The 20,342-nt window shown below is 67.3% G+C and carries 20 protein-coding genes; 12 read left to right on the forward strand and 8 right to left on the reverse strand.

What is annotated here, in order from left to right:
• Position 1 precedes the first annotated feature (1 nt).
• From OG811_RS00300 to OG811_RS00310, 3 genes are read right to left on the reverse strand one after another with little or no spacing between them, the layout of a single operon-like run.
• Positions 2-682: an SAF domain-containing protein gene (locus OG811_RS00300; RefSeq protein WP_406071214.1), complete on the reverse strand. Its 681-nt coding sequence runs from the start codon at positions 680-682 to the stop codon at positions 2-4.
• The gene (locus tag OG811_RS00305; RefSeq protein ID WP_406071215.1) at positions 679-1,572 is read right to left on the reverse strand and encodes a hypothetical protein; all 894 of its coding nucleotides are present in this window, start codon (positions 1,570-1,572) and stop codon (positions 679-681) included. Before OG811_RS00305 ends, OG811_RS00300 begins: the two co-directional genes overlap by 4 nt.
• Positions 1,566-2,144 carry a hypothetical protein gene (locus OG811_RS00310; protein ID WP_406071217.1) on the reverse strand — a complete coding sequence of 193 codons (579 nt, stop codon included), beginning with the start codon at positions 2,142-2,144 and terminating at the stop codon, positions 1,566-1,568. Before OG811_RS00310 ends, OG811_RS00305 begins: the two co-directional genes overlap by 7 nt.
• Positions 2,145-2,572: 428 nt before the next feature.
• Here OG811_RS00310 and OG811_RS00315 point away from each other — a divergent pair, with 428 nt between their 5' ends.
• The 5 genes from OG811_RS00315 (at position 2,573) to OG811_RS00335 (ending at position 6,539) form a co-directional block, all read left to right on the forward strand.
• The gene (locus OG811_RS00315; protein WP_406071218.1) at positions 2,573-3,088 is read left to right on the forward strand and encodes a hypothetical protein; all 516 of its coding nucleotides are present in this window, start codon (positions 2,573-2,575) and stop codon (positions 3,086-3,088) included.
• 50 nt (positions 3,089-3,138) lie between these two features.
• On the forward strand, positions 3,139-3,663 hold the full coding sequence (locus OG811_RS00320) for a hypothetical protein (RefSeq protein ID WP_406071219.1): 525 nt from the start codon (positions 3,139-3,141) through the stop codon (positions 3,661-3,663).
• A gap of 8 nt (positions 3,664-3,671) precedes the next feature.
• Positions 3,672-4,910, forward strand: a complete 1,239-nt coding sequence (locus OG811_RS00325) for an MAB_1171c family putative transporter (RefSeq protein WP_406071221.1) — start codon at positions 3,672-3,674, stop codon at positions 4,908-4,910.
• Complete coding sequence (locus OG811_RS00330) at positions 4,907-5,767, forward strand: oxygenase MpaB family protein (RefSeq protein ID WP_406071222.1); 861 nt, start codon at positions 4,907-4,909, stop codon at positions 5,765-5,767. Before OG811_RS00325 ends, OG811_RS00330 begins: the two co-directional genes overlap by 4 nt.
• Positions 5,768-6,047: 280 nt before the next feature.
• A complete protein-coding gene (locus tag OG811_RS00335) occupies positions 6,048-6,539 on the forward strand; it encodes a prepilin peptidase (protein WP_406071224.1) in 492 nt (163 codons plus the stop codon).
• A 25-nt stretch (positions 6,540-6,564) separates the two neighbouring features.
• Here the strand turns inward: OG811_RS00335 and OG811_RS00340 are convergent, their stop codons facing one another.
• From OG811_RS00340 to OG811_RS00355, 4 genes are all read right to left on the reverse strand, one after another.
• Entirely contained in the window at positions 6,565-6,828 is a 264-nt protein-coding gene (locus OG811_RS00340; RefSeq protein WP_406071225.1) for a DUF1883 domain-containing protein, read from the reverse strand.
• 701 nt (positions 6,829-7,529) lie between these two features.
• Positions 7,530-8,456 (reverse strand): hypothetical protein, encoded by a 927-nt coding sequence (locus OG811_RS00345; RefSeq protein ID WP_406071227.1) that lies wholly within the window; start codon positions 8,454-8,456, stop codon positions 7,530-7,532.
• 316 nt (positions 8,457-8,772) lie between these two features.
• Positions 8,773-9,849 (reverse strand): C40 family peptidase, encoded by a 1,077-nt coding sequence (locus OG811_RS00350; RefSeq protein ID WP_406071228.1) that lies wholly within the window; start codon positions 9,847-9,849, stop codon positions 8,773-8,775.
• Complete coding sequence (locus OG811_RS00355; RefSeq protein WP_406071230.1) at positions 9,846-10,238, reverse strand: hypothetical protein; 393 nt, start codon at positions 10,236-10,238, stop codon at positions 9,846-9,848. Before OG811_RS00355 ends, OG811_RS00350 begins: the two co-directional genes overlap by 4 nt.
• 349 nt (positions 10,239-10,587) lie before the next feature.
• On the opposite strand from OG811_RS00355, the gene OG811_RS00360 reads away from it, so the two are divergent.
• The 7 genes from OG811_RS00360 to OG811_RS00390 all read left to right on the forward strand — a co-directional run bounded on the left by OG811_RS00360 (position 10,588) and on the right by OG811_RS00390 (position 19,191).
• Positions 10,588-10,884 (forward strand): hypothetical protein, encoded by a 297-nt coding sequence (locus tag OG811_RS00360; RefSeq protein WP_406071231.1) that lies wholly within the window; start codon positions 10,588-10,590, stop codon positions 10,882-10,884.
• A gap of 240 nt (positions 10,885-11,124) precedes the next feature.
• Positions 11,125-11,634, forward strand: a complete 510-nt coding sequence (locus OG811_RS00365) for a hypothetical protein (RefSeq protein ID WP_406071233.1) — start codon at positions 11,125-11,127, stop codon at positions 11,632-11,634.
• A gap of 25 nt (positions 11,635-11,659) precedes the next feature.
• Positions 11,660-13,213: a hypothetical protein gene (locus OG811_RS00370; RefSeq protein WP_406071235.1), complete on the forward strand. Its 1,554-nt coding sequence runs from the start codon at positions 11,660-11,662 to the stop codon at positions 13,211-13,213.
• Positions 13,210-14,700 (forward strand): SCO6880 family protein, encoded by a 1,491-nt coding sequence (locus OG811_RS00375; protein WP_406071236.1) that lies wholly within the window; start codon positions 13,210-13,212, stop codon positions 14,698-14,700. The genes OG811_RS00370 and OG811_RS00375 overlap by 4 nt, the downstream gene beginning before the upstream one ends.
• Positions 14,701-14,722: 22 nt before the next feature.
• Positions 14,723-16,165 carry a hypothetical protein gene (locus OG811_RS00380; protein WP_406071238.1) on the forward strand — a complete coding sequence of 481 codons (1,443 nt, stop codon included), beginning with the start codon at positions 14,723-14,725 and terminating at the stop codon, positions 16,163-16,165.
• Entirely contained in the window at positions 16,162-17,997 is a 1,836-nt protein-coding gene (locus OG811_RS00385; protein ID WP_406071239.1) for a type IV secretory system conjugative DNA transfer family protein, read from the forward strand. The genes OG811_RS00380 and OG811_RS00385 overlap by 4 nt, the downstream gene beginning before the upstream one ends.
• Positions 17,998-18,024: 27 nt before the next feature.
• Positions 18,025-19,191, forward strand: coding sequence for a toprim domain-containing protein (locus tag OG811_RS00390; protein ID WP_406071240.1), 1,167 nt, complete (start codon positions 18,025-18,027; stop codon positions 19,189-19,191).
• Positions 19,192-19,320: 129 nt separating this feature from the next.
• Here OG811_RS00390 and OG811_RS00395 read toward each other — a convergent pair whose 3' ends face one another.
• Positions 19,321-20,211: a hypothetical protein gene (locus OG811_RS00395; RefSeq protein WP_406071242.1), complete on the reverse strand. Its 891-nt coding sequence runs from the start codon at positions 20,209-20,211 to the stop codon at positions 19,321-19,323.
• Positions 20,212-20,342: the final 131 nt, after the last annotated feature.

Here is a 20,342-nt window from a genome sequence, read left to right on the forward strand (position 1 = left end):
GTCAGCTCCCCGTGGTCAATGCGACGACGATACGGCCGGCGGCCGCCCGGGAGGCGACGAGCGGTCCATCGCGGTCGGCGACAGCGACGTTGAGGAGCGTTATGCCCTCCTTCGCTCCGGCACGCACGTCCACCGCAGTGGCCTTGATGCTGATCGGCGCGGCCGTGGCCTGCTGCTGGTCCCCGCCCGGCCCACCGTCGGTGGTCACGATGAGCAGCACCTGTGCGCCGGGCTTGACCCTCTCGGCGGGCAGGCGTTCCTGCGGCAGGCTGAGCCCCACCAGCTGCTCGCCCTGGCCTGGAACGGCGGTGTCGGTGAGCTGTGCCCTGGTGAGCAGAGTGCCGGGTACCAGCCCGACCGCCGCGAATTTGCCGATGACCTCGTCAGCGGCGCCGGCCCTGATCGGCTTGAGCGCCGGGTCGACGGTGATGCGTACCGTGCTGAGATCCGACTCATCGATGGTGGAGCCAACCTCGATCGTGCTGCTCACTGCCAGGTACTCGGCGGTGGTGCCGACGTTGCGCAGTACCGCAGCGGCGATCAGCCCACCAGCAGCGACAAGCGCTACCGCCAACCAGACGAGTGCCGGCCGCCAGCGACGTTGCGGTGCGATCCGGGGAACGGCGTACGGAGCAGCAACCGGCGAGGCAGCACGGGAGGACTTGATCGGCGCGCTGGTCATGAGGTGATCACCTGCAGTTCGTCGATGTCGATCGTGGTCGTGGAAGACAGGTCGATGGACTGGGAGCCGGTGTTCCCGTCCCCGCCGCTCCACGCGACCAGCCACGACGTGGTGGCCGTGACGGTGTACCGGCCTCCCGGCTGCGTGCTGCTCGGGCGGGCGTAGCCGCTGTAGCCGCAGTCCGGCGACATCTTGTTGCCGTATGAGGGCTGGTAGGCGGTGCCGGGCTCGGTGCAGGTCAGGGAGTTGCCGTCGCCCATGCTCCAGACGATCTTTTGCGCCCTGGCGGTGGCAGTGACCGACCGGCCCGGCACAGCGGCGGTCCGCGTGATGGGTCCCCACGTGCTGGGGTTCACCCTGTTCCAGAGCCAGATCGGCAGACCGACCAGACCAGCGCCGTTGGTCTGCGGAGCGATTCCGATGCTCGGCCCGTCGAGGTTCATCTCAGCAATGGCTCGCTGAGCGAGCTCCTGGTACGACGGCAGAATTCCAGCGGGTGGATCCGCCGACCAGGTCGCCGGCGTCTGCGAGGCGACGCCCCCGTAGACGCCGCACGTACGGATGCTCCAGTAGCCATCGGTCCGGCCGCCCGGCGGCGGGGGGACTCGGCTGACGTAGCACGAGCCGTCCCACACGCCGAGTCCATCGACGACGCACGGCACGGTCTGGCCCTCGTAGCTGCAGCCCTGGCCGGCACCACCACCGCCGCCGTTGTTGCCCCCGCCGCCATTTCCGCCACCCCCGGTGCCGGGGTTCTCGACAACCCAGTAGCAGTTGCCCAACGCGTCGCAGTGCTCGTAGTCGGCGTACGCCGCCCCCGGCGCGATGAGGCTGCCGCCGCCGGCTGCCAGGATCAGGACGGCAGCCACGAGCGCCCGTCGAATCAACATGGCCTCTCCCGTTGGGCGCTGACCTCTCGGATACGCCACTGGCCGTCGTCGAACAGCTCCACCTTCGCCATCACCACATACCTCGTTGCCTGGCCCGTGGTCCGCACCGACTTGCCCGTCTTCTTGGAGATCACGTCCCACTTGCCGGTGTCGAAGCAGTCCTCGACCTCAGCGGTGAAGGGACGCTGACTGGTTTCGACCTTGCTCACGGCCGGCGCGGAGACCGGCTGCCCTTTGGTGACGAGTCCCTGCTGAAACTTGATCAGCAGGTCCTGGCGCACCGTCAGCAACGCCGGGTCTGCCACAAACTTGTCGAGCTTGGCGTTGTAGTCACCCTTGTTCGAGGCGGCGACATAGCTCCGTACATAGTTCTGGTAGGCCGCGAGTGCAGCCGCGTTGGCTTCGGCATCCTCGCCGTTCTCCAGCGAGGACGTTTCCGCCGATGACGGCGTCGACGTGGGGCTGGGCACGACGGCAGGCTTGTCGTTCCCGCAGGCCGTCAGCCCGGCGATGAGGGCCGCGGTAAGCGCGACGCGGCGACTCACTCCTACCCTTCGGGCCTTGCTAGCCATTGCGATCAAGGTGATGTCTCCTCTGGCTGACGGGACGGTTGCAGCCAGGTGCCACTGTCGCTGGGCCGCTGGCAGATAGCCGTTCCCTGCCTGAGCGGCCCAGCGACCCCCTCCGATCAGCGGCGGCCGGGCAGAGGTGTTTTCCTCCGCCAGCGACCCAGCGCGCCAGCCAGTGCTGTGGAGGAATCCCCCCGTTGTGCTCCTTCCGGAGCTGATCTCTCCCACTGACGGCTCCCCCCGGTTCGGGTGGTCGGACCTCAATCTCGTCCGCCACGCAACGGGTGTTGAGCAGATTAGAGTCTCGCTCAACGCACGTTGCTCCAAACAGGAGCGAGCATACGCTCACGTTCCGTGCATGTGTCAACATCTGTTTTGTTGCGGCATACATCTGCGACACTGTCGTTTAGGTCGCTGGAGGATGAAGAATCATGGCTGACGATCGGCACGCAGAGCAGGAGTTGCCGCCCCTCGACACGCTGGCAGCAAGGGTGGAGTACTTGTTCGACAAGATTCGCCCCACACCCGACGAGCTCAGCGACTCCGACGAGCCTGGGCGCAAGTACACCAACAAGGAGATCGCCGACAAGATCAACGAAGCGGCAACCGAGACGGGCGTCACGATCAGCGCCGCCTACATCGGAGAGTTGCGCCGCGGCGTGGCCAGCGATCCCCGCACCTCACACGTGCGTGCCCTGGCCGCCGCCTTCGGTGTGAACTCGGGCTACTTCGTGGACGACGCGGCGGCACGACGGATACAGGACCAGATCACGCTGCTCAGCGAGCTGCGCCGGATGGACGTCAAGCAGGTGGCACTACGGCAGGTGCTCGCCGACAACGGACTCTCCGCGATAGATACGCAGCTCATTGAGCAGATGGTGGCCCGATTGCGGGCCGTGGCCGAGGGCGCTGGCACTGGCAGCTCCGCGCCCGACGATCGCAGATAGCCGTGCAAGTCCTTCGGTGGCAGTACGCCGACGAGCGGGGGAACGCTGACGTGAAGTTGCACCGATTACGCAAGCGCTGCGAGCAGATTGTTGCCGAGCTTGAGGTGCCTGAGCCATTCGACATCCAGAAGCTGTGCGACATCCTCGGCGAACGGCGTGGCCGGCCCATCCACCTGGTGCCGATCAAGCTGCCGGCGCACACAGTGTGCGGGATGTGCGTGCCAACCGGCGACTTCGACGCCATCTTCTTCGAGCAGGACACCTCACCGCTGCACCAACAGCTGATCATCGGTCACGAGCTGGGTCACCTGCTCGCCGGCCATCGGGCGACCGAAGTGCTGGACGCGGACGCCTCCCGGCTGTTGCTGCCGGACCTCGACCCTCAGTTGGTCCAGCGCAGCCTCGGCCGCAGCAACTACGCCGCAGCAGAGGAACGCGAAGCCGAAATGATCGGCTCGCTGCTCCTCCGGCGGGTCCGTGGCGGGCACAGCGACGTAGACGACGAACCGCTGAACGGCCAGGACGCTGAGCTCTATGGCCGTCTGCGGCACTCACTCGAACACCCCCACAGGTAATCGCGGCGATGGATACAGCCCTCTACACCCTGTGCGCGGTGGCCGGCTGGATCGCGTGCGGCTATATGGTGCGACTCCAGCGCCGGCATCCCAGCCAGGCCCGACGCGCGATCTGTGTGGGCCTCGGGGCGTTCGCCGCGGGGATCTCGGTCGCCATCCCGGCAGTCGCGACTGCGATCGACCAGGTGTCGGGCCTGCCCAACCTGGCCAAGGTCATGTCCCACGCCGGCGCGTTGACCATCTCGGCGAATGCCGAGATCATGCTCCTCAACTTTGCACTTCCACCGGCAAGGGCGGCCGCCCGTGCCCGTCGTTGGATCTGGGTCACTGCATGCGCGTTTCTCGTCATGGTCGGCCTGTTCGCCTACACCCTCACGTACGACGACCCAGTGCTCCTGACGGTCGAATACGCGACCGACCCCGTCGTGACCGCCTACCTGCTGATCTTCCTATTGCTCGGCTTTTTCGCCTACTGCTTCGACATCACACGGCTGTGCTGGAGCTTTGCAAAGATCTGCGGGCGCCCCTGGCTCCGCCGCGGCCTCCGAATCACGGCAGTGGGCGCCGCGTTCGCACTGCTCTACAGCACCAACAAGATCGCGTATCTCATCGCCTACTGGGCCGGGTACCAACCGACTGGCGAGCGACAGATCGCGGCGGTTCTGGTGACCATCGGCGCGTTGCTCATCACGATCGGCCTCACCATGCCGGCGTGGGGACCCACCCTCAAGATCACCCGGCGGTGGGACGACTTCCACTCCTACCGACGACTCGAACCCCTCTGGCGGGACCTCATCGCGGCCCTGCCCGAGCTCGAACTCGACCCCACCCTGCGCCGATCCTCTACGGCCGCCCGCGACATCGACTACGCGCTAACCCGCCGGGTAGCCGAGATCCGCGACGGCCGGCTGGCGCTACGCCCGTACACGGATGCCAGTGTGACGGCGTTGGCCGAGCAATTCGCCGAGCAGGCCGCGCTGACCACCGAGGAGCGGCAGGCATCCGTCGAGGCCGCACACCTGGCCTGCGCTCTGCGTCGACATGGCGCCGGCCTTGTGGCCGCGGTGCCGCAGCCCGCGGACGAGCTGCACCGCCCGGACGGTGGCTATGCCGGCGAGGTCGCGTGGCTGACGCTCGTCACCGACGCCTACGCCCGATCGCCGGTGGTGGCTCAGACGCTCGCCGCGACCCAAGAGATCACCGCTGAGGGTGCCCCGCATCCCACGGCAGGAGACGCCCGCCGATGAGAGGCCGCTATGCGAACCTGATCCGCGCCCGTGCTCTGGACCCGGAGCGCGACTACCTGGACATCTACCAGACCATGCTGCGCTACGAGTTCCCGTGGGACATGAAGCTCGGGCTCAACCTCGCCTTCAACCGGTCCTTCTCGATCCCCGGCATCGCCAAGGTGCACACCGCCACCGGTGAGCTGACCGATCGCACCCAGAAGCGGATCGACGACACCGGCCTGCTGATGTACGAGATGGTGCTCAACGGCTTCGAGCAGCCTCGCGGCCGGGACGCGCTGCGGCGCGTCAACCAGATTCACCGCCCGTACGACATCAGCAACGACGACTTCCTCTACGTCCTCGGCTGCCTGGTCGTGATCCCCACAAGGTGGTTGCAGGAGTACGGCTGGCGCCCGCCCTGCTGCCACGAGCGGCAAGCGACGTACCTATTCTACCGAGAGCTCGGCCGGCGGATGGGCATCACGAACATCCCCGGGTCGTACGAAGAGTTCGAGACCTGGTTCAACGCCCACGACGCCGCTCACCTGCAGCCCAACGACGACGCGGCTGCCATCGAGCGGGCCACCCGAATGCTGATGCTCACACGGATCCCCAAGGCCCTTGCCCCGCTGGGCAACGCGCTGGTCAGCGCCATGTACGACGCGCCGCTCCGGCGCGCCATGCGGGTCGACGCGCCGGCGTGGCCGGTTCGGGCTGGCTTGCACGTCGCGTTGAAGACTCGTTCGCGGCTTCAACGGTGGTTCGGGACGCCACGGACGACTGCGCTGTTCGCCGACGGGATCAAGGCCAAGAGCTACCCCGACGGATACGAGGTCAGCCAGCTCGGTCCGCAGCACGACCGCGTGCATGAATAGCACGCCGGGGCTGCTGGCGCCGTCGGCTCAGCCTCGCTCGCCAGCGAGGCTTCGTGCGGCGCTACTCGCCCTCGCGGTGACGCCGCTGCTGCGTTGGGTGGTCGTTCGCCTGGCCGTTCCGACAGGTCGGAACAGGCGGAGATCCTGCGAGCAATGCGAGATGGAGGTGAGTCCGACCGGGCCTGGTTGGGCCGCGCTGCTGCCTAGCGGCCGATGTGGCGAGTGCCGGCATCGAGCCGGTCCCCGCCCGTACCTGCTGGAGTTCTTTACTGCGGCCGCGGTGGCCGTCGTGGTTCTCGCCGCTCCCAGTATTCCGGTGTTGCTGGCCGGCCTGTGGTGGGCCGGGTGCGCGGTCCCGCTTGTGTTCATCGACGCTCAGGTGCACCGCCTACCCGACGTACTCACCATGCTTGCGGCGGCCGGTGTCTTCGCCCTGCTCACCGTCGACGCAGTCGTCACCGATCGATGGGATCGCCTGTTCGGCGCGGCGGTCTGCGCGGCCGCCACCACCACGGTGTTCGTGAGCATGGGGCTGGTCTTGGGCAGTCGCGGCATGGGCCTGGGCGACGCCAAGCTGATTCTGTCGGTGACTGCGCTGTTGGGATGGTGGGGCTGGGGCGCCGCGTTCGGCGCGGTGTTCTTGGGCTTCCTGGGTGCGGGGCTAGTGGGCGTCGTGCTTTTAGCCAGCGGGCGGGTGCGTCGTGGAGCCCATGTGGCGATGGGGCCGTTCTTCGTTGCTGGCGCACTCGTGATGCTTGCGCTTATGGCTTGAGTGCCAAACAAGTAGACCGACCCAGTCAGTCGAAGATCTGGGTGACCTGGACCTTGATCGTACGGTTATTGCTGTCGACGACGAGGTACCAATGGTCGTCGTAGGGCACCTCCAGAACGACGGGACTGACATCGCAGAAGTCGCCGTGATACTCGTACTCGTCGCCGTCAAGATAAGCCTGATAGTTGTCGATGCCCATGAGACAGACCCTGGCGGTCGAACCGCGTAACTCCACCTCGAAGCGCGCGCCGCCTGCGTAAGAGCCGAGATTCCAGTAGAGGTGCTCCACAAGCCATCATTGTAGTAGCGGATCGCTTAGTAGGCAGGAAGGCTGTGGGGTCGTGTCTCGCTGGACACGGACCCGTTTCACAGGGCTGAGCCAAGAATACCCAATCTCAACTCGTGCCAAGCTCCCGGCTTCACTGCCGCCGCGCCGACGTCACCACCACCGATCTTACTCTCCGTCGATGCGAGGAGGAGATCCGCAGAGCCGAGGGCGCACCTTCCACAGCAGACTCGACTGCCGTACTTCGCTTTGCATTGGATTGAGCCCGTCGGTTTATGGCGCCTGTCGACGCGGATTGGCGGTAGCAGCGCGGCTCTAGCGGCGACCGAGGAGGCGCGCGAGCTGGCGCAGAAGGGCTTGGACCAGAGCACCGCGGCCATCGGGATGTGACGACCGCGCCGCCGCGCCGGGCGGTCACTTCCATCAGCGGCGGTCGGCCGAGAACCGGTGACCGACGGGCTCCGGAGTTCGTCCTCGCGCACACCTTGTGGCACCGTCGCGCCTGATCATCCCGTATCGGCGTTGGATTCCTACGGACCTGGCACAGCGACGATTGCGCTGCCCCCGTGGGCGGCGCCGCACCAGCGGCGGCTTGTTGGTGCCTGGTGGGCCAGACGAGTGGCTCGCCCCCGGTCCAGCCGGCGAGGTCATCGACCGGCAAGGCCACACCTGGTGCGCACTTGTTCGTCCGTCACGATCCTCAGTTAGTCAATCACCGACGCATTTTCGTCGGCATCGGCACCCGCAGCGCCCGACTCATTATTGGAAATTGCTTCGCGGATCGATTTTATTCTCTGCTTTCTCATAAGGAGAGCAAAAAGTTCTTCATTATCGCCCTTCAATCTTGCCGCAATCTCCTCCGGCGAGTCCGGATAGTTCCGCAGGAATTCGAGTTGAACATCGAAGTAGCTATCCGGTTCGAAAATGGCGTAAACCTCCTCCGGCACGCCGTATCTCAACGGCATTCCCGTAGTGCGAATTCTAACTCTACACTCAAATTCATCGAAGTCCGCTGGGAAGAATGTCAAATAGGCCTCGCAAAATTCTTTTTGGTTCTCTTTGTTCCGAATTATTTGAACCCAGTCATCCACCTGCTTCCTTGCGGTGACCTGAAAAAGTGCGAAGTCACCTGAGTAGATAATCCTCTCGCCGTGGATAGTAGTAGGCGGCTCTTTGATTTCTTCTCCCGTGAAGGGGTGCGTGCCAGCATAAAACCGCACGCCGTCTGAAATCACCCGAGCCGGCTCGCTTCCAAAATTGAACAGCAACCCGTGCGAGATGAAGAAGGCGTCCCAAGCCCAATGCGGGATTGAGCTATCCGATCCCTCGGTCGACCAATGGTCGAGCTTCACTGGCCCAGTCTTCGGCATGGAAAGCAAGGGGGTCGGTAATGCATAACTGTCGTCTGCCAATCCAGCGGCATCGTTCTTCTTAAAAATTGCCACTGAGATGCGGGGCGAGGACGCGTCGATCCTCACTCTTGCGCCCTCCAACGCCGATATTTGTGATGCTTCCATGGCTATGGAAGCCTCTGAGCTCGCCGAGTATGCCTGCTCTGAGGCCGCGGCAGCTTGGCGTTCGGCAGCGTCGGCCTGACTCGCCGCATGACGTGCTTGGATCTCCGCAGCCATGGCACTTCTTTCGCTAGCTCTCATACTTCGGCGAGATATTAGCGCCGCCCAAACGGAGATGAAAACGGCAAGGCAAGCAAGGGTAATCGGTAGAGTTTCTTCATCGAGGAGGCTTCGAATTGTTCGCAAGACGTCTTGCGCCTCACCGGGAAGGGTTATGTCCAGGACGGATGCGGACTGCATCTTTCAACTCTAGGATCGATGCCGGCTTGACGTCCAGGGCCGGTCATGAGACAAGGCAGTGAGACGTTCTCGCATTCCTGCCTCACTACCAACGGCTATTTGTTGAGGACGGGTCTGCACCAGCGGCGCTTCGTCAAGTAGAAGGCTGCCTTCGTCGGAGAAGCGGCCTACGAATGCCGGCCACCTGGTGGCTCCAGTTGCTGACAGCAACGACCTTGACGACATCGCCGGTCTTCGGTGCCTGGACGAGGTACTGGCGGCCGCCGTGGTCGGTACCGATATAGAGGCCGACGTGGCCTGGCCGGGACATCGTGCCGTCAGAGCCGGGGATGAAGATCAGATCACCAGGTGTCATCGCCGCCAGGGAGGGGATGGCGATGCCGGTGTGCACCTGGTCGGCGGTGACCCGGGGAATCTGAACGCCGCCTTTGGCCCAGGCGGTCATCATCAGGCCGGAGCAGTCGTAGCTGTCCGGCCCTTTGGCGCCCCAGACGTAGGGTTTGCCCCGCTGGGCAAGGGCGAAGGAGACGACTGCTCGCAGCTGCGGGTCAGCCGGCAGGAGGAAGCCATCGGGCAGGCCAGCGTCGTCCAGGGGTGGCAGCCCATCCCCGCCGTCGCTAGTACAGACGATGTTCATGCCATCGCTGATCAGACCGACCAACTGCTGCGCCTCGGGCTGCCACTTCGCGTACGCCTCGGGGAACGCCGATCGCTGCACGGCCTGGGCGGCCTGGGTGAGGGGCATGGTCTGCCAGCCGTCGACTTTGACCAGACGCTCATAGAACTTCCGAGCGGCGTAGCGGGGGTCGAGAATCTGCTCGGGAGTGCCCCAGCCCTGACTGGGTCGCTGCTGGAACAGCCCGAGCGAGTCATGGTCGTTGTTCGTCCCGAGGTGGGCGAGGTTGCGGAGGGTGGACTCCTGCATCGCGGTGGCCACGGCAATCTCCCAGCCGAAGCGCGGTACTTGCAGCTCGGCCCCGACGGAGACGATGACGGCCGCGTTGCTGACCTGCTCGGAGGTCCAGGAGCCCTGACCGGGCCAGTCCTTGGGTGCGGCAGTAGCGCCGGGCGAGACACTGGGCGGGCTGATGGTGCAGCCCATCGCCGGGCTCGCTCCAATCACCGCGAGGGCAACGAACACGATCAGCGCAAGCGGTGCCAGGACTACGGCGGCGAGTCCGCCGGCGAGGATCGGCCACCGCCGGGTCATCGCAGACCTGCCTGGCGGATCTCGTACCCGGCGACCCGCCAGCCGGATCCGTCTGGGCCGCCGCGACGCAGCGTGCAGTCGACCAGGCTGCGCTCGGTCCAGCCACGCCAGCCGTCTTCGCCGAGGGGAGTCACGGTCACCCGGACAGCGCGCCGTGCGGTGATCGCGGTGTCTGGCAATTGTTGTGCGTCGACGAAGGGCTCTACGGCGGCGTCGATGTGGGCCCGATGTTCGGCCCAGGTCGCCCAACGGCCGTCTCGACTCGCGGCCGGACTCTGTCCGGCCAGCGTGCCGCTGGCGTAGCGAATGGCGCGCTGGTAGGCGTCGCCCGGTCCGGCGTCCCGCCGGGTGTCCGCGCTGTAGAGGGCCGCAGTGAACCGTGTGCACACCTCGCCCGGCTCGGCGTACTCGAAGCCCGGCTGTGTAGGCGGTGGTACTGGAGCGGCGCCGTCAGCCGAACTGGAGGCGGCCGAGGTCCTGGTTGTGCTCGACGGCGGCTTTCCGCAGGCGGTGCAACCGGTAACGGCCAACGTCAGGGTGAGTGCCGCTGCTGCTCGAGTTCGCGCGTTCATAACCACGACGGTGCCGAGTTGTGAAGGCCGTTACCGCTGCCAGACTCCCCGGGTAACGGCGGTAACGGTGGCAGCAATACCAGCGTCAACGCTGCCGTCAGCCCTACCCGGCGAAGGTCCAGGGCAGATGCCCAACCGAGGGCATCGTGACCTTCGGGAGACTGCTGTGTTTGCTCACTACCTCGCTGGGGCTGCGCTCGACGCCCTGGCAGCCCCTACTCCCCCGCCCGCCGCCCCACCCGGCCTCGAGGCCACCGGGAACCTGTTCATCGGCTGGATGAAGTGGATCCTCATCGTCGCCGGCGTCGGCGGCCTGCTCGTCTGCGGGATCATGATGGCCGTCGGGCGCCGGAACCGGTCGGCGTTCGCAGCCGACGGCGCGGCTGGCATCCCATGGGTGCTGGCCGGACTAACGTGCGGCGCGGTCGCAGCCGTGGTCGTCGGCGCAGTCCTGCCGGGCTGAGTCATGACCTACGACGTCATCACTCGCGCCCGCCGCACCACGCGCCGCCGGGTCACCGCAATCTTGTTCGCCGCTGCGGCGGTGGTCGGCGCCGTAGCCGCGGCGGTGATGATCGGGGCAGGTTCGGATCGTTCTGCGACCTCACCCTTGGGTCCGGTACTGGTCCGTCCCGAGACCACCTCCGGTGGACGGGCGGCCCTGCCTGATGACTTGGACTGGGTTGACGTCGCGGGAGTCTCGGTGCCCGTGTCGAAACAGTCCGGTCCTCGCATCACCAGCGAGGGGCAGGCTCGCGGGTTCAAACACGACCGTGGCGGCGCGGTGCTGGCCGCCGTACACATTGTCGTGCGCGTCAACCCGCAGGTTGGTCCGGCTGTTTTCGACCCCGCGCTGCTTACTCAGGTCGTTGGAGCCGACGCGGCCGCGATGCGGGTCCAGGTCGCGCAGGCGTACGACGAGCTGCGCGGCCAGGCGGGTGTGGCGGACGGGCAGCCCGTCGGACGCCTGGACGCCACCCTGCTCGGTTACCGGATCGTCAGCTACACCGACGACGAGGTCGCTTTGCGTCTGCTGACCGAGGCTCCGGACGGCTCGGGTAGCTCGCTGATGGTCAGCACCGAGGTACGGGTGCGCTGGACGGGTTCGGACTGGGCGCTGCTGGCGCCCGCTGGCGGGACGTTCGACCCGGCCTTGTCCGTCGTCTTGGATCCCTACGTCGCCATGTTCCTTCCCTTCAGCGCAGGCGGGTGACCTCATGGCTTTCTGTAATCCCTTCATGCCCGCGACCTGCAGCGGCGTCATCGTCGGTGGAATCAACACCGGCATCGAAGCCCGCGACTCGATGGTCAGCACACTTCTCGACGGGCTGGCCAGCGCGGTGAAAGACGCCATTCAGTGGGTCGCCGGTTTGCTGACCAGCTGGACGCTCATCCCGTCGAACAGCTTGTGCCCGACCAGCGGATCCGACCCGGGTCAGTGGGCCACCGACTGGGTGGCCCAATGCAATGGGGCCGTCGGGCCAGCGCAGCAGCTGCGCGGGTTCATGCTGCCGATCACGATCCTCGTCCTGGTCGGTGGATTGGTGTGGCAGGGCATCACCATCGTCATCAGCCGCAAGGGAGCGCCGCTTCTGCAGGCGATCCGGGGAGTCTGGAACACCGCCCTCTGGGGCAGCGTCGGCGTCGCCGGCACCCACCTGGTCCTCAAGGCCGGGGACAGCTACTCGATGTGGCTGCTCAACGAGGCGATCTTCAAGGAATCCAACAAGCCACCCAACGAGGCGATGAGCGCCGCGCTCGGCGCGCTACTGCTTCCCGGCGCCGAGGTGGCCCCGTTCGTGATGATCCTGGTCGGTGTCGTCGTCATCCTCGCCGCCGTAGTGCAGACGATTCTGATGGTCTTCCGCGAAGGCGCCGTGGTCATCCTGGCCGGACTGCTGCAGCTGGCAGCGGCCGGCTCCATCACCCGAGGCACCAGCCAGTGGCTGCACAAGACCCTCGGCTGGTCGCTCGCGCTCGCGCTGTACAAGCCTGCGGCGGTGTCGGTGTACGCCACCTCGTTCGTGATGATGCGCGGCAACGGACGGGACTGGCTGATGGGCCTCGGCATGCTGGCCCTGTCCGTGATCGCCCTACCCGCGCTGATGAAGTTCTTCACGATCTTCACCGGCGGCGTCGCCTCCGGCGGCGGAGGCCTCGGCATGGCCGGCGCCAGCGCGGCCGCGGGCCTGCACGCCGCATCGTCCATACGCGGAGCGGTCGGCGGTCACAGTGCCGGCGACCACGCCCGCTACATGGAGTCGCGGGGACCTGGTAACGGCGGCGGTAACGGCCCGACCGGCGCCATGCCGACCCCCTCAGCACCGTCGCCGACGGGCGGGCCCGGTGGGGGTACGACCGGTAACGCACCGACAGTGATCAGCGGTAACGCCACCTCTGGCGGCACCCCGGGTCCGGTAACACCCACGACCACCGTGCCCGCCGGGTCTGGCGCTACCGCGTCCGCCGCTGGTAGCGCGGCGGCCTCGGGTGGCGCGGCGGCCTCGGGTGGCGCGGCGGCCTCGGGTGGCGCGGCGGCCTCGGGTGGCGCGGCGGCCTCGGGTGGCGCGGCGGCCTCGGGTGGCGCGGCGGCCTCGGGTGGCGCGGCGGCCTCGGGTGGCGCGGCGGCCTCGGGTGGCACGGCAGCGGCCGGGGCGGCGGGAGCCGCAACCGGGCCGGCAGCACCCGTTGTCATAGGCGCCGTCATGGCCGCGCAGGCCGGGTCCGCGGCAGCGAAGGCGGGCGCGAACACGGCCAGCTCCGCGATGCGGGACGGGATTACGCCGTCGTGAGCAGCGACCAGGCGCAGATCCGTACGTACGGGGGTTGGCGGCGGGCTCGGGGCATGGGGCTGTTCGGCCTCGGACCGATGCAGACGTTCGTCGTCCTCGCGGCGATCACCGTGCTGATCGTCTCCGGATCGATGGGGCTGCGGGCGCTGGCCGTTGCCGCCGGTCCCTGTGCGCTGCTCGTGGTGCTGTTGGTCCTGCGGTGGGACGGGGTGCCGCTGTCAGTCGGAATCGCACAGCGAGTGCGATGGCTGATCGGTACCAGCCGCGGCTACACCTCGTACCGATCCGGGGTAATGGTGGCCGGCGAGCACGCCTGGCAACTGCCGGGCGTGCTCGCACCGACCACCCTGCTGACCGTCGAGGACGAGGGCGGCGGCGGGTACGGGGTGGTCTACAACCGTCGGCTGGGCACTATGACGGTGACGCTGCGCTGCGCGGCCACATCAACCTGGCTGGCCGACCCCGACGCCAGCGCGGCGTGGGTGGCCAACTGGGGTGGCTGGTTAGCGAACCTGGGCTACCTGCCGATCGTCGACCACGTCACCGTCACCGTGGACACCGCCCCGGACCCCGGATCCCGGCTGGCCGACCACGTCACCCGACGGATCGTCCCGCACGGACCGGCATCAGCCCGACGGGTGCTGCAACGACTGGTAGAGGTGTCCCCGGCGGCCGCTGCGGACGTGGAGACCCGGGTGTCAGTGACCTTCAAGCCCGGTGCCTCTCCCAGCAAACCGAAGAACGACGACGAGGCTCTGGAGGAGATCAGCCGGACCTTGCCGGGTCTGCAGGACTCCCTGGGCAGCTGCGGGCTCACCGTTCTCGGCCGGGCCAGCGCGCAGACCATCTCGGCCATCGTGCGGACAGCGTTCGACCCGGCCAGCCGAGGTGACGTGGCCCGGCTGGCAGCGACTCCGGGCCTGGATCTGACCCGGTGGCTGGACTGGGACACCGCCGGCCCGGTGATGGCTGAGGAGCACCTCGACCGGTACGTGCACGACTCCGGCACATCGGTGTCGTGGGCGTGGCATGAGGCGCCGCGCCAGCACGTGCATGCCGACGTCCTCGCCCGGCTGTTGGCTCCTGGCCCGTACCCGAAGCGGGTTTCGCTGCTGTACCGGCCCTTCCCTGCTGGGGAGGCCGCGCGGATCGTGGAGAGCGAGGTCAACGCCGCGGCGTTCCGGGCGGCCTACAACCGGGCGCAGAAACGCGACGAGTCCGCCCGCGACCACGCCGACCGGGAACAGGCCCTACAGACCGCACGGGAAGAAGCGACCGGCTCCGGGGTGGGCCTGATGTCGCTGTTCGTCACCACCACCGTCGTCTCCGCCGACGACCTCGGCCGGGCCATCGCCGACGTCGAGTCCCGCGCCAACGTAGCCAAGATCCGACTACGCCAGCTGCGCGCCAGCCAGGCCGCCGGCTTCGCCACCACCCTGCCCTGCGGCGTATGCCCGCCGCAGCTGGCCCGCCACTGGCCCCGCTGAAACCAGAGTTCAGGAGGATCCGATGAAGAGCACCGCCGTAGACGCGGCCACGCCGGCGCCAGCATGGGGTGTACGGACACCCGGCGCCGGCCGAGCCAGCCACATCTCCCCCGGCATGGAATACCAGGGCACCACCGTCCAGCTCTGCGGACTGTTCCCCTTCGTCGCCGGATCCGGCGCACCCACCATCGGCGTACCGATCGGGCGGCACATGCTGTGGGGCGAGGTCGTCTGTCTTGACCCTCTCGAGTGGCTCCGCGAAGGCCTCATCACCAACCCCGGCGTGTTCGTCCTCGGCCAACCCGGCGTCGGCAAATCCACCGTCGTCAAACGCCTCATCACCGGCATGACCGGATTCGGCACCAGCGCCCTGATCCTCGGCGACACCAAACCCGACTACACCCGACTCGTCGAACACCTCGACGGGCAGGTCATCCGCGTCGGCCGCGGCCTCGACCGACTCAACCCACTCGACTCCGGCCCCCTCGGCAGCGCACTCGCCCGAATGGGCACCGCCGACGCCAGACAACTGCGCCTCGAAATCCGGGGCCGGCGCATGTCGCTGCTGCTGGCACTCTGCGCCCTGGTACGCGGCCAGGCACTCAACAACACCGAGGAGATCATCCTCGGGCGGGCGATCGACGTACTCGCCGAACGCCTCGACCACGACCCCACGGTGCCCGACGTGCTGAGCCTGGTCGAAGCCGGCGCCGACGAGCTACTCACCGCCGCCCGGGCCCGCACCGACGGCGAGTACCGCCGCCGCGTCGACCAGCTCGTACCCACCCTGGCGCTGCTGTGCGAGGGCAGCCTGCGCGGGGTGTTCGACGGCCCGACGACCAAGCCCCTGGACCTGGACGCGCCGGCCGTCAGCGTCGACATCTCCCAGGTCGCCGCCGCCGGTGACCAGCTGGTGGCCGCCGCGATGCTGTGCACCTGGGCGTACGGCTTCGGCATGGTCGACGCCGCGTCCGTGCTGGCCGACCAGGGTCTCGCACCGCGGCGGCAGTACCTCGGCGTGATGGACGAGCTGTGGCGGGCCCTGCGCGGCGCATCCGGCCTGGTCGAGCACGCCGACGCGCTCACCCGGCTTAACCGGCAGCGGGGCATGGCCAGCGTGATGGTCACCCACTCCCTCGCCGACCTCGACGCCCTACCCACCCCCGAAGACCGGGCCAAGGCGCAGGGCTTCATCGAACGCTCAGCCATCAAAATCCTCGCCGGGCTGCCACCACGCGAGCTCAACCGGGTCAACGAGGTCATCAAGCTGTCGGGACCAGAACGGGAACTGGTCGCGTCCTGGGCCGCACCGGAAGCATGGTTCGCCGGCTCGGTACATCCCGGCCGGGGCAAGTACCTGATCAAGACCGGTGAACGCAACGGGCTGCCGGTCTCGCTGACCCTGGTCGGCGACGAGTGGGAGCTCTACAACACCGACGCCGCGATCCGGCAGGTACAGCCATGAACACCCGGCCGGTCGAGCCGCGCGGCACGACCGGCGGCCCGCTCACCCCGTTTCTGATGCTCGGGCTGGTGTGGGCAGCAATCGCCCTGACGTGGTTGTCCTGGCTCGCGGGGCGAATCGCCGCCGCCGTGACCGGGCAGCGCGGCACGGGACCTGCCTTTGGATCGACGTACCTCGAACACCTGCTGCGTACCGAATGGGCCGTACTGTGGCCCGGGGTGTCCCCCACCGTCGTCGGTCTGGTCTACGCGGTGCTGCTGCTGGTGCTGGTCGGCCTGGTCACTCTCGCGGCGGCGTGGTGGCAGGGGCGCAAGCCCGACGCCGAGGACCCGCTGCCGTCGCTGGCCGGCCCGGCTGAGGTGCGGGCGATGACGCTGCCCGCGGTGGCCGCCAAGGCTCGACGCCTGCGGCGCGGCCTGGCGGATGCGGCGGTGAAGGAGATCTCGGCAGAGTCCGCTGGGGTCGTGCTCGGCGCGCATCGCCGGCGGAGCGGCTCAGGTCCTCGGCTCTACTCGTCCTGGGAGGACGTCATCCTTGCGGTGATGGCGCCCCGCGCCGGCAAGACAACCGCAATGGCTGTGCAGTCCGTCCTCGGCGCGCCGGGGGCGGCCCTCGCCACCAGCAACAAGCCCGATCTGTGGGCCACGACGGCAGCCGTTCGCGCCGAGCACGGCACCGTCTGGGTGTTCGACCCGCAGGCCATCGCCCACGTGCCGCAGGCCTGGTGGTGGAACCCGCTCGCCGCCGTGGAGGACGTCGAGGACGCACACCGCCTGGCCAACCACTTCGTCCAACAGGTCCGAAACTCCCAAGGCAGCGACGACTTCTGGATCCAAGGCGCACTGGACCTGCTCACCTCGCTCATCCTGGCCGCCGCACTGGAGGGCCGCACGCTGACCTCGGTCCAGGCGTGGCTGTCCGACTCCACGTCCCGCGAGCCGGCGACGATCCTCAAGAGCCACGGGTTCGGCGCTTCCGCCCGGGCCATGTCCGGCCGCCAGGCCGGCGCACCGGAGACCCGCGAAGGGCTCTACGAGACCGCTCGGACGGCTGCGGCGTGCCTGGCCAACCCGACCATCATGGCCTGGGTTACCCCACCGGACCTACCGCTGACGACGTTGAATGTCGAGGCGTTCGTCGAAAGCGCCGACACGCTGTACCTGCTGTCCAAAGACGGCGCCGGAGCGGCCGCACCGCTCGTCGCCGGACTCACCGACCAGGTGCTGCGTGCCGCAGTGACGCTCGCCGAGGCGCACGGCGGCCGACTCGATCCGCCGCTGATCGCCTGCCTGGACGAGGCCGCGAACATCTGCAAGATCGGAGACCTACCCGAGCTGTACAGCCACTTCGGCAGCCGAGGCATCATCCCGCTCACCATCCTGCAGTCCTACCGGCAAGGGACACGAGTCTGGGGCGAGCAGGGCATGGACGCACTCTGGTCGGCCGCGACGGTCAAGTTGGTCGGTGCTGGCATCGACGACGCCCGGTTCGCCGAGGACCTGTCCCGGCTTGTCGGCGAGCACGACGTCACCGTCGCCTCCCGCACCCGAGACGGGAAGGGGCATACCTCGTACCAGACGTCGGTGCGCCGGCAGCGCATCCTCGACCCGGCGCACATGCGGGCACTGCCGAAGGGCTCGGCGCTGCTGTTCGCCACCGGCGTCAAGGTGGCCATGCTCAACCTGCTGCCCTGGTACGACGAGCCGAACGCCGACCGGCTCACCGCAGCCGTCGCCACCTCCACCGCCGAAATGACCCTCCAGGCGCAACGTACCCGGGCCGCGCGGCGGGACCGGATGGCGCAGCGCTTCTGGCGGGAACGAGCCGGCTGAAGCTAGCTTGGATATCGGAGGTAGGCCATGGGCGCACCTCGACTCAACCGACCGACGTCCCCGGTACGCGGCACCGGGCTTAAGCCCACGCGGCTACTGGCGGCCGTCGAGGCCGCGGTGACGTACTACCGTGCCCAGCTCGAACACGCCGACGGCCCTCGCGCCTATCTCGCCGAACGCGGTCTTGGTGTCCTCGTGAAGCGGGAGTGGCCGTGGCGACTCGGATACGCCCCACCTAGATGGAGCTCCTTGACGCGCCACCTGATTGCCGCCGGCTTCACGGCGGAGGAGTTGGTCGGCGCGGGCTTGTCGACCCACAGTCGACGCAACCAGGACCGACTCATCGACATCTTTCGGGACCGGATCATGTTCCCGGTGCGCGACCCGGCCGGGCATGCCGTGGCGTTCCTCGGCCGCGCCGACCCCGGTGCCGCGGATGGTGTGCCGAAATACATCAACAGCCCCGAGACTGCGATCTACAACAAGGGGCGGCTGCTGTTCGGCGTTGCGGAGCAGCAGGATCGCCTCAACGAACGGTGGACGCCGGTACTGGTCGAGGGGCCGGCTGATGTCCTCGCGGTCTGGCTGTCCTACTCCCGGTCGCGCCGGGCAGGAGCGGTGGCCCTCGCGCCGTGCGGCACCATGCTGACCCACGACCAGGCCGCAATCCTGCGGGAGCTGCCTGGCGCCGCACGGGGCATCGTGGCGGCATTCGATGCGGACCCGGCCGGCCGCGACGCAGTGGACCGGGCCTGGCAACTGCTCCGGCAGCAACGCTCGCCCGGCCCGCTGCTGGTAGCTGAGTTCAGTGCCGGCGCTGACCCGGCCGACCTGCTGCGCCGGACGAACGGCAGGGCGGAGCTGCGGGCCGCCCTGCAGCGGCGGGCACGGCCCATGCTCGACGCGGTGGTCGACCACCGCGTCGCCCAACTCGTCGAGCGGCATCCCCGGCTGTTGGAGGACATCGATGGCAGATGCGCCGCAGTACGCGCTCTGGTACCGCTGCTGTTTCAGGCCGCCAGCCCGGACGACGCGATCCGGGTCGCCCGACGCATCGTCACCCACACCCGGACCGGGGTCGACACCGTCGCGTTCGCCGCGATCGCGCACCTGGAAGACGGGCTACACGAATTCCGCCTTACTGTCGAGGCTGCTGCAAAGCCAAAGACGCTGCGAGCACCGAACGCACGATGATTCGGTCCCCTTGATCGCGTGCGAGCACGGCCGCGTGCGAGTGATCCGTGCCGGCCGAGCGGCGGGACGTTCCTCGCCCGAGCTGGCGAAAGGTCGATAGCGTTCTACCGACGACGGAGAAGTCGCAGATCAAAAGCGGATGGTCTGCAACTTTTCGCCTTTTCCGCCGTCGGCCCGTTCCCAGGTGATCCGGATCAAATGCTGAGACGTTGATCCAAGGCTGGCCCAAACTGGCATTTCAATCGGAGCGCCGGGAGCGAGGTACTCGATCGACTTTTGGTCGGGCATCGACACCGGCTGCCAACCTTCCGGCTTCGGGTCTGGCGCCACCCACTCGAACTCTACGTTTTCGGCCACTGCGGTGCCGATGTTATCAAAGACGAGATACTCGTAATTCTGAATTTTTAAGCGGCCCTTGCTATCAACCTTTTGCCGCTGCTCTTTCCTGGTCTTGGCAATCACATCGGCGACTGGAACTGCCGTTTTCTGCGGACTTTCGGGCGTAGGAAGGTGAAGTCGTTCACGAACCGTACGCAGTAAATCTCTTTTGATCAGGTCGGTGAGCTGCTCAACCGAGTTGTACTCGCGATAGATTCCCCATGTTCGTGCCTTGGATTTGAATTCTTGTACGGCCGAGTACTGTGCTGGGTCGATGGAAGAGGGAACAACTGGCTGGTTTGAAAAACATAGAACCCCGGGCTTTCCATCGCTAACTATGCGTTCGAGTTCGTGAACCGTTGCCGCAGTTCCGTCGGGCAGCAGCGAGCCGATCCGAGTCCAGAAGATGCCAATGACCATATCGGCGCTATCTACGATCTGGGCATCGAGCAGCTCCTGCGGATGCGAACCCAAATCTGCGCGGCTATGCGTCTCCCAAAGCACAGGCAGGAGAATCACCTGCAGGGCGGCGGCGTGCTCGTCGTTGAACTCCCATAGAGCCCGACGTAGTGCTTCACGCTCGGCAACGACGTCGCTCGGGGACGCTATGAGGACGGAGACGATGTTTGCGGCAAAGACCATGCCTAACTTTTACACCACGCGAACCAAGGTTCCTAGCGGATCACCCCCGCATCGATCCTTCGCTGAAAATGCCCGGTCGGCCCATTGTCTGCTCGCTTCGTGGGCACTCATCTTCCGCCGGTCGGCGTCAT

Source organism: Micromonospora sp. NBC_01638 (genome assembly GCF_045209745.1).
Taxonomy (GTDB): Bacteria; Actinomycetota; Actinomycetes; order Mycobacteriales; family Micromonosporaceae; genus Micromonospora.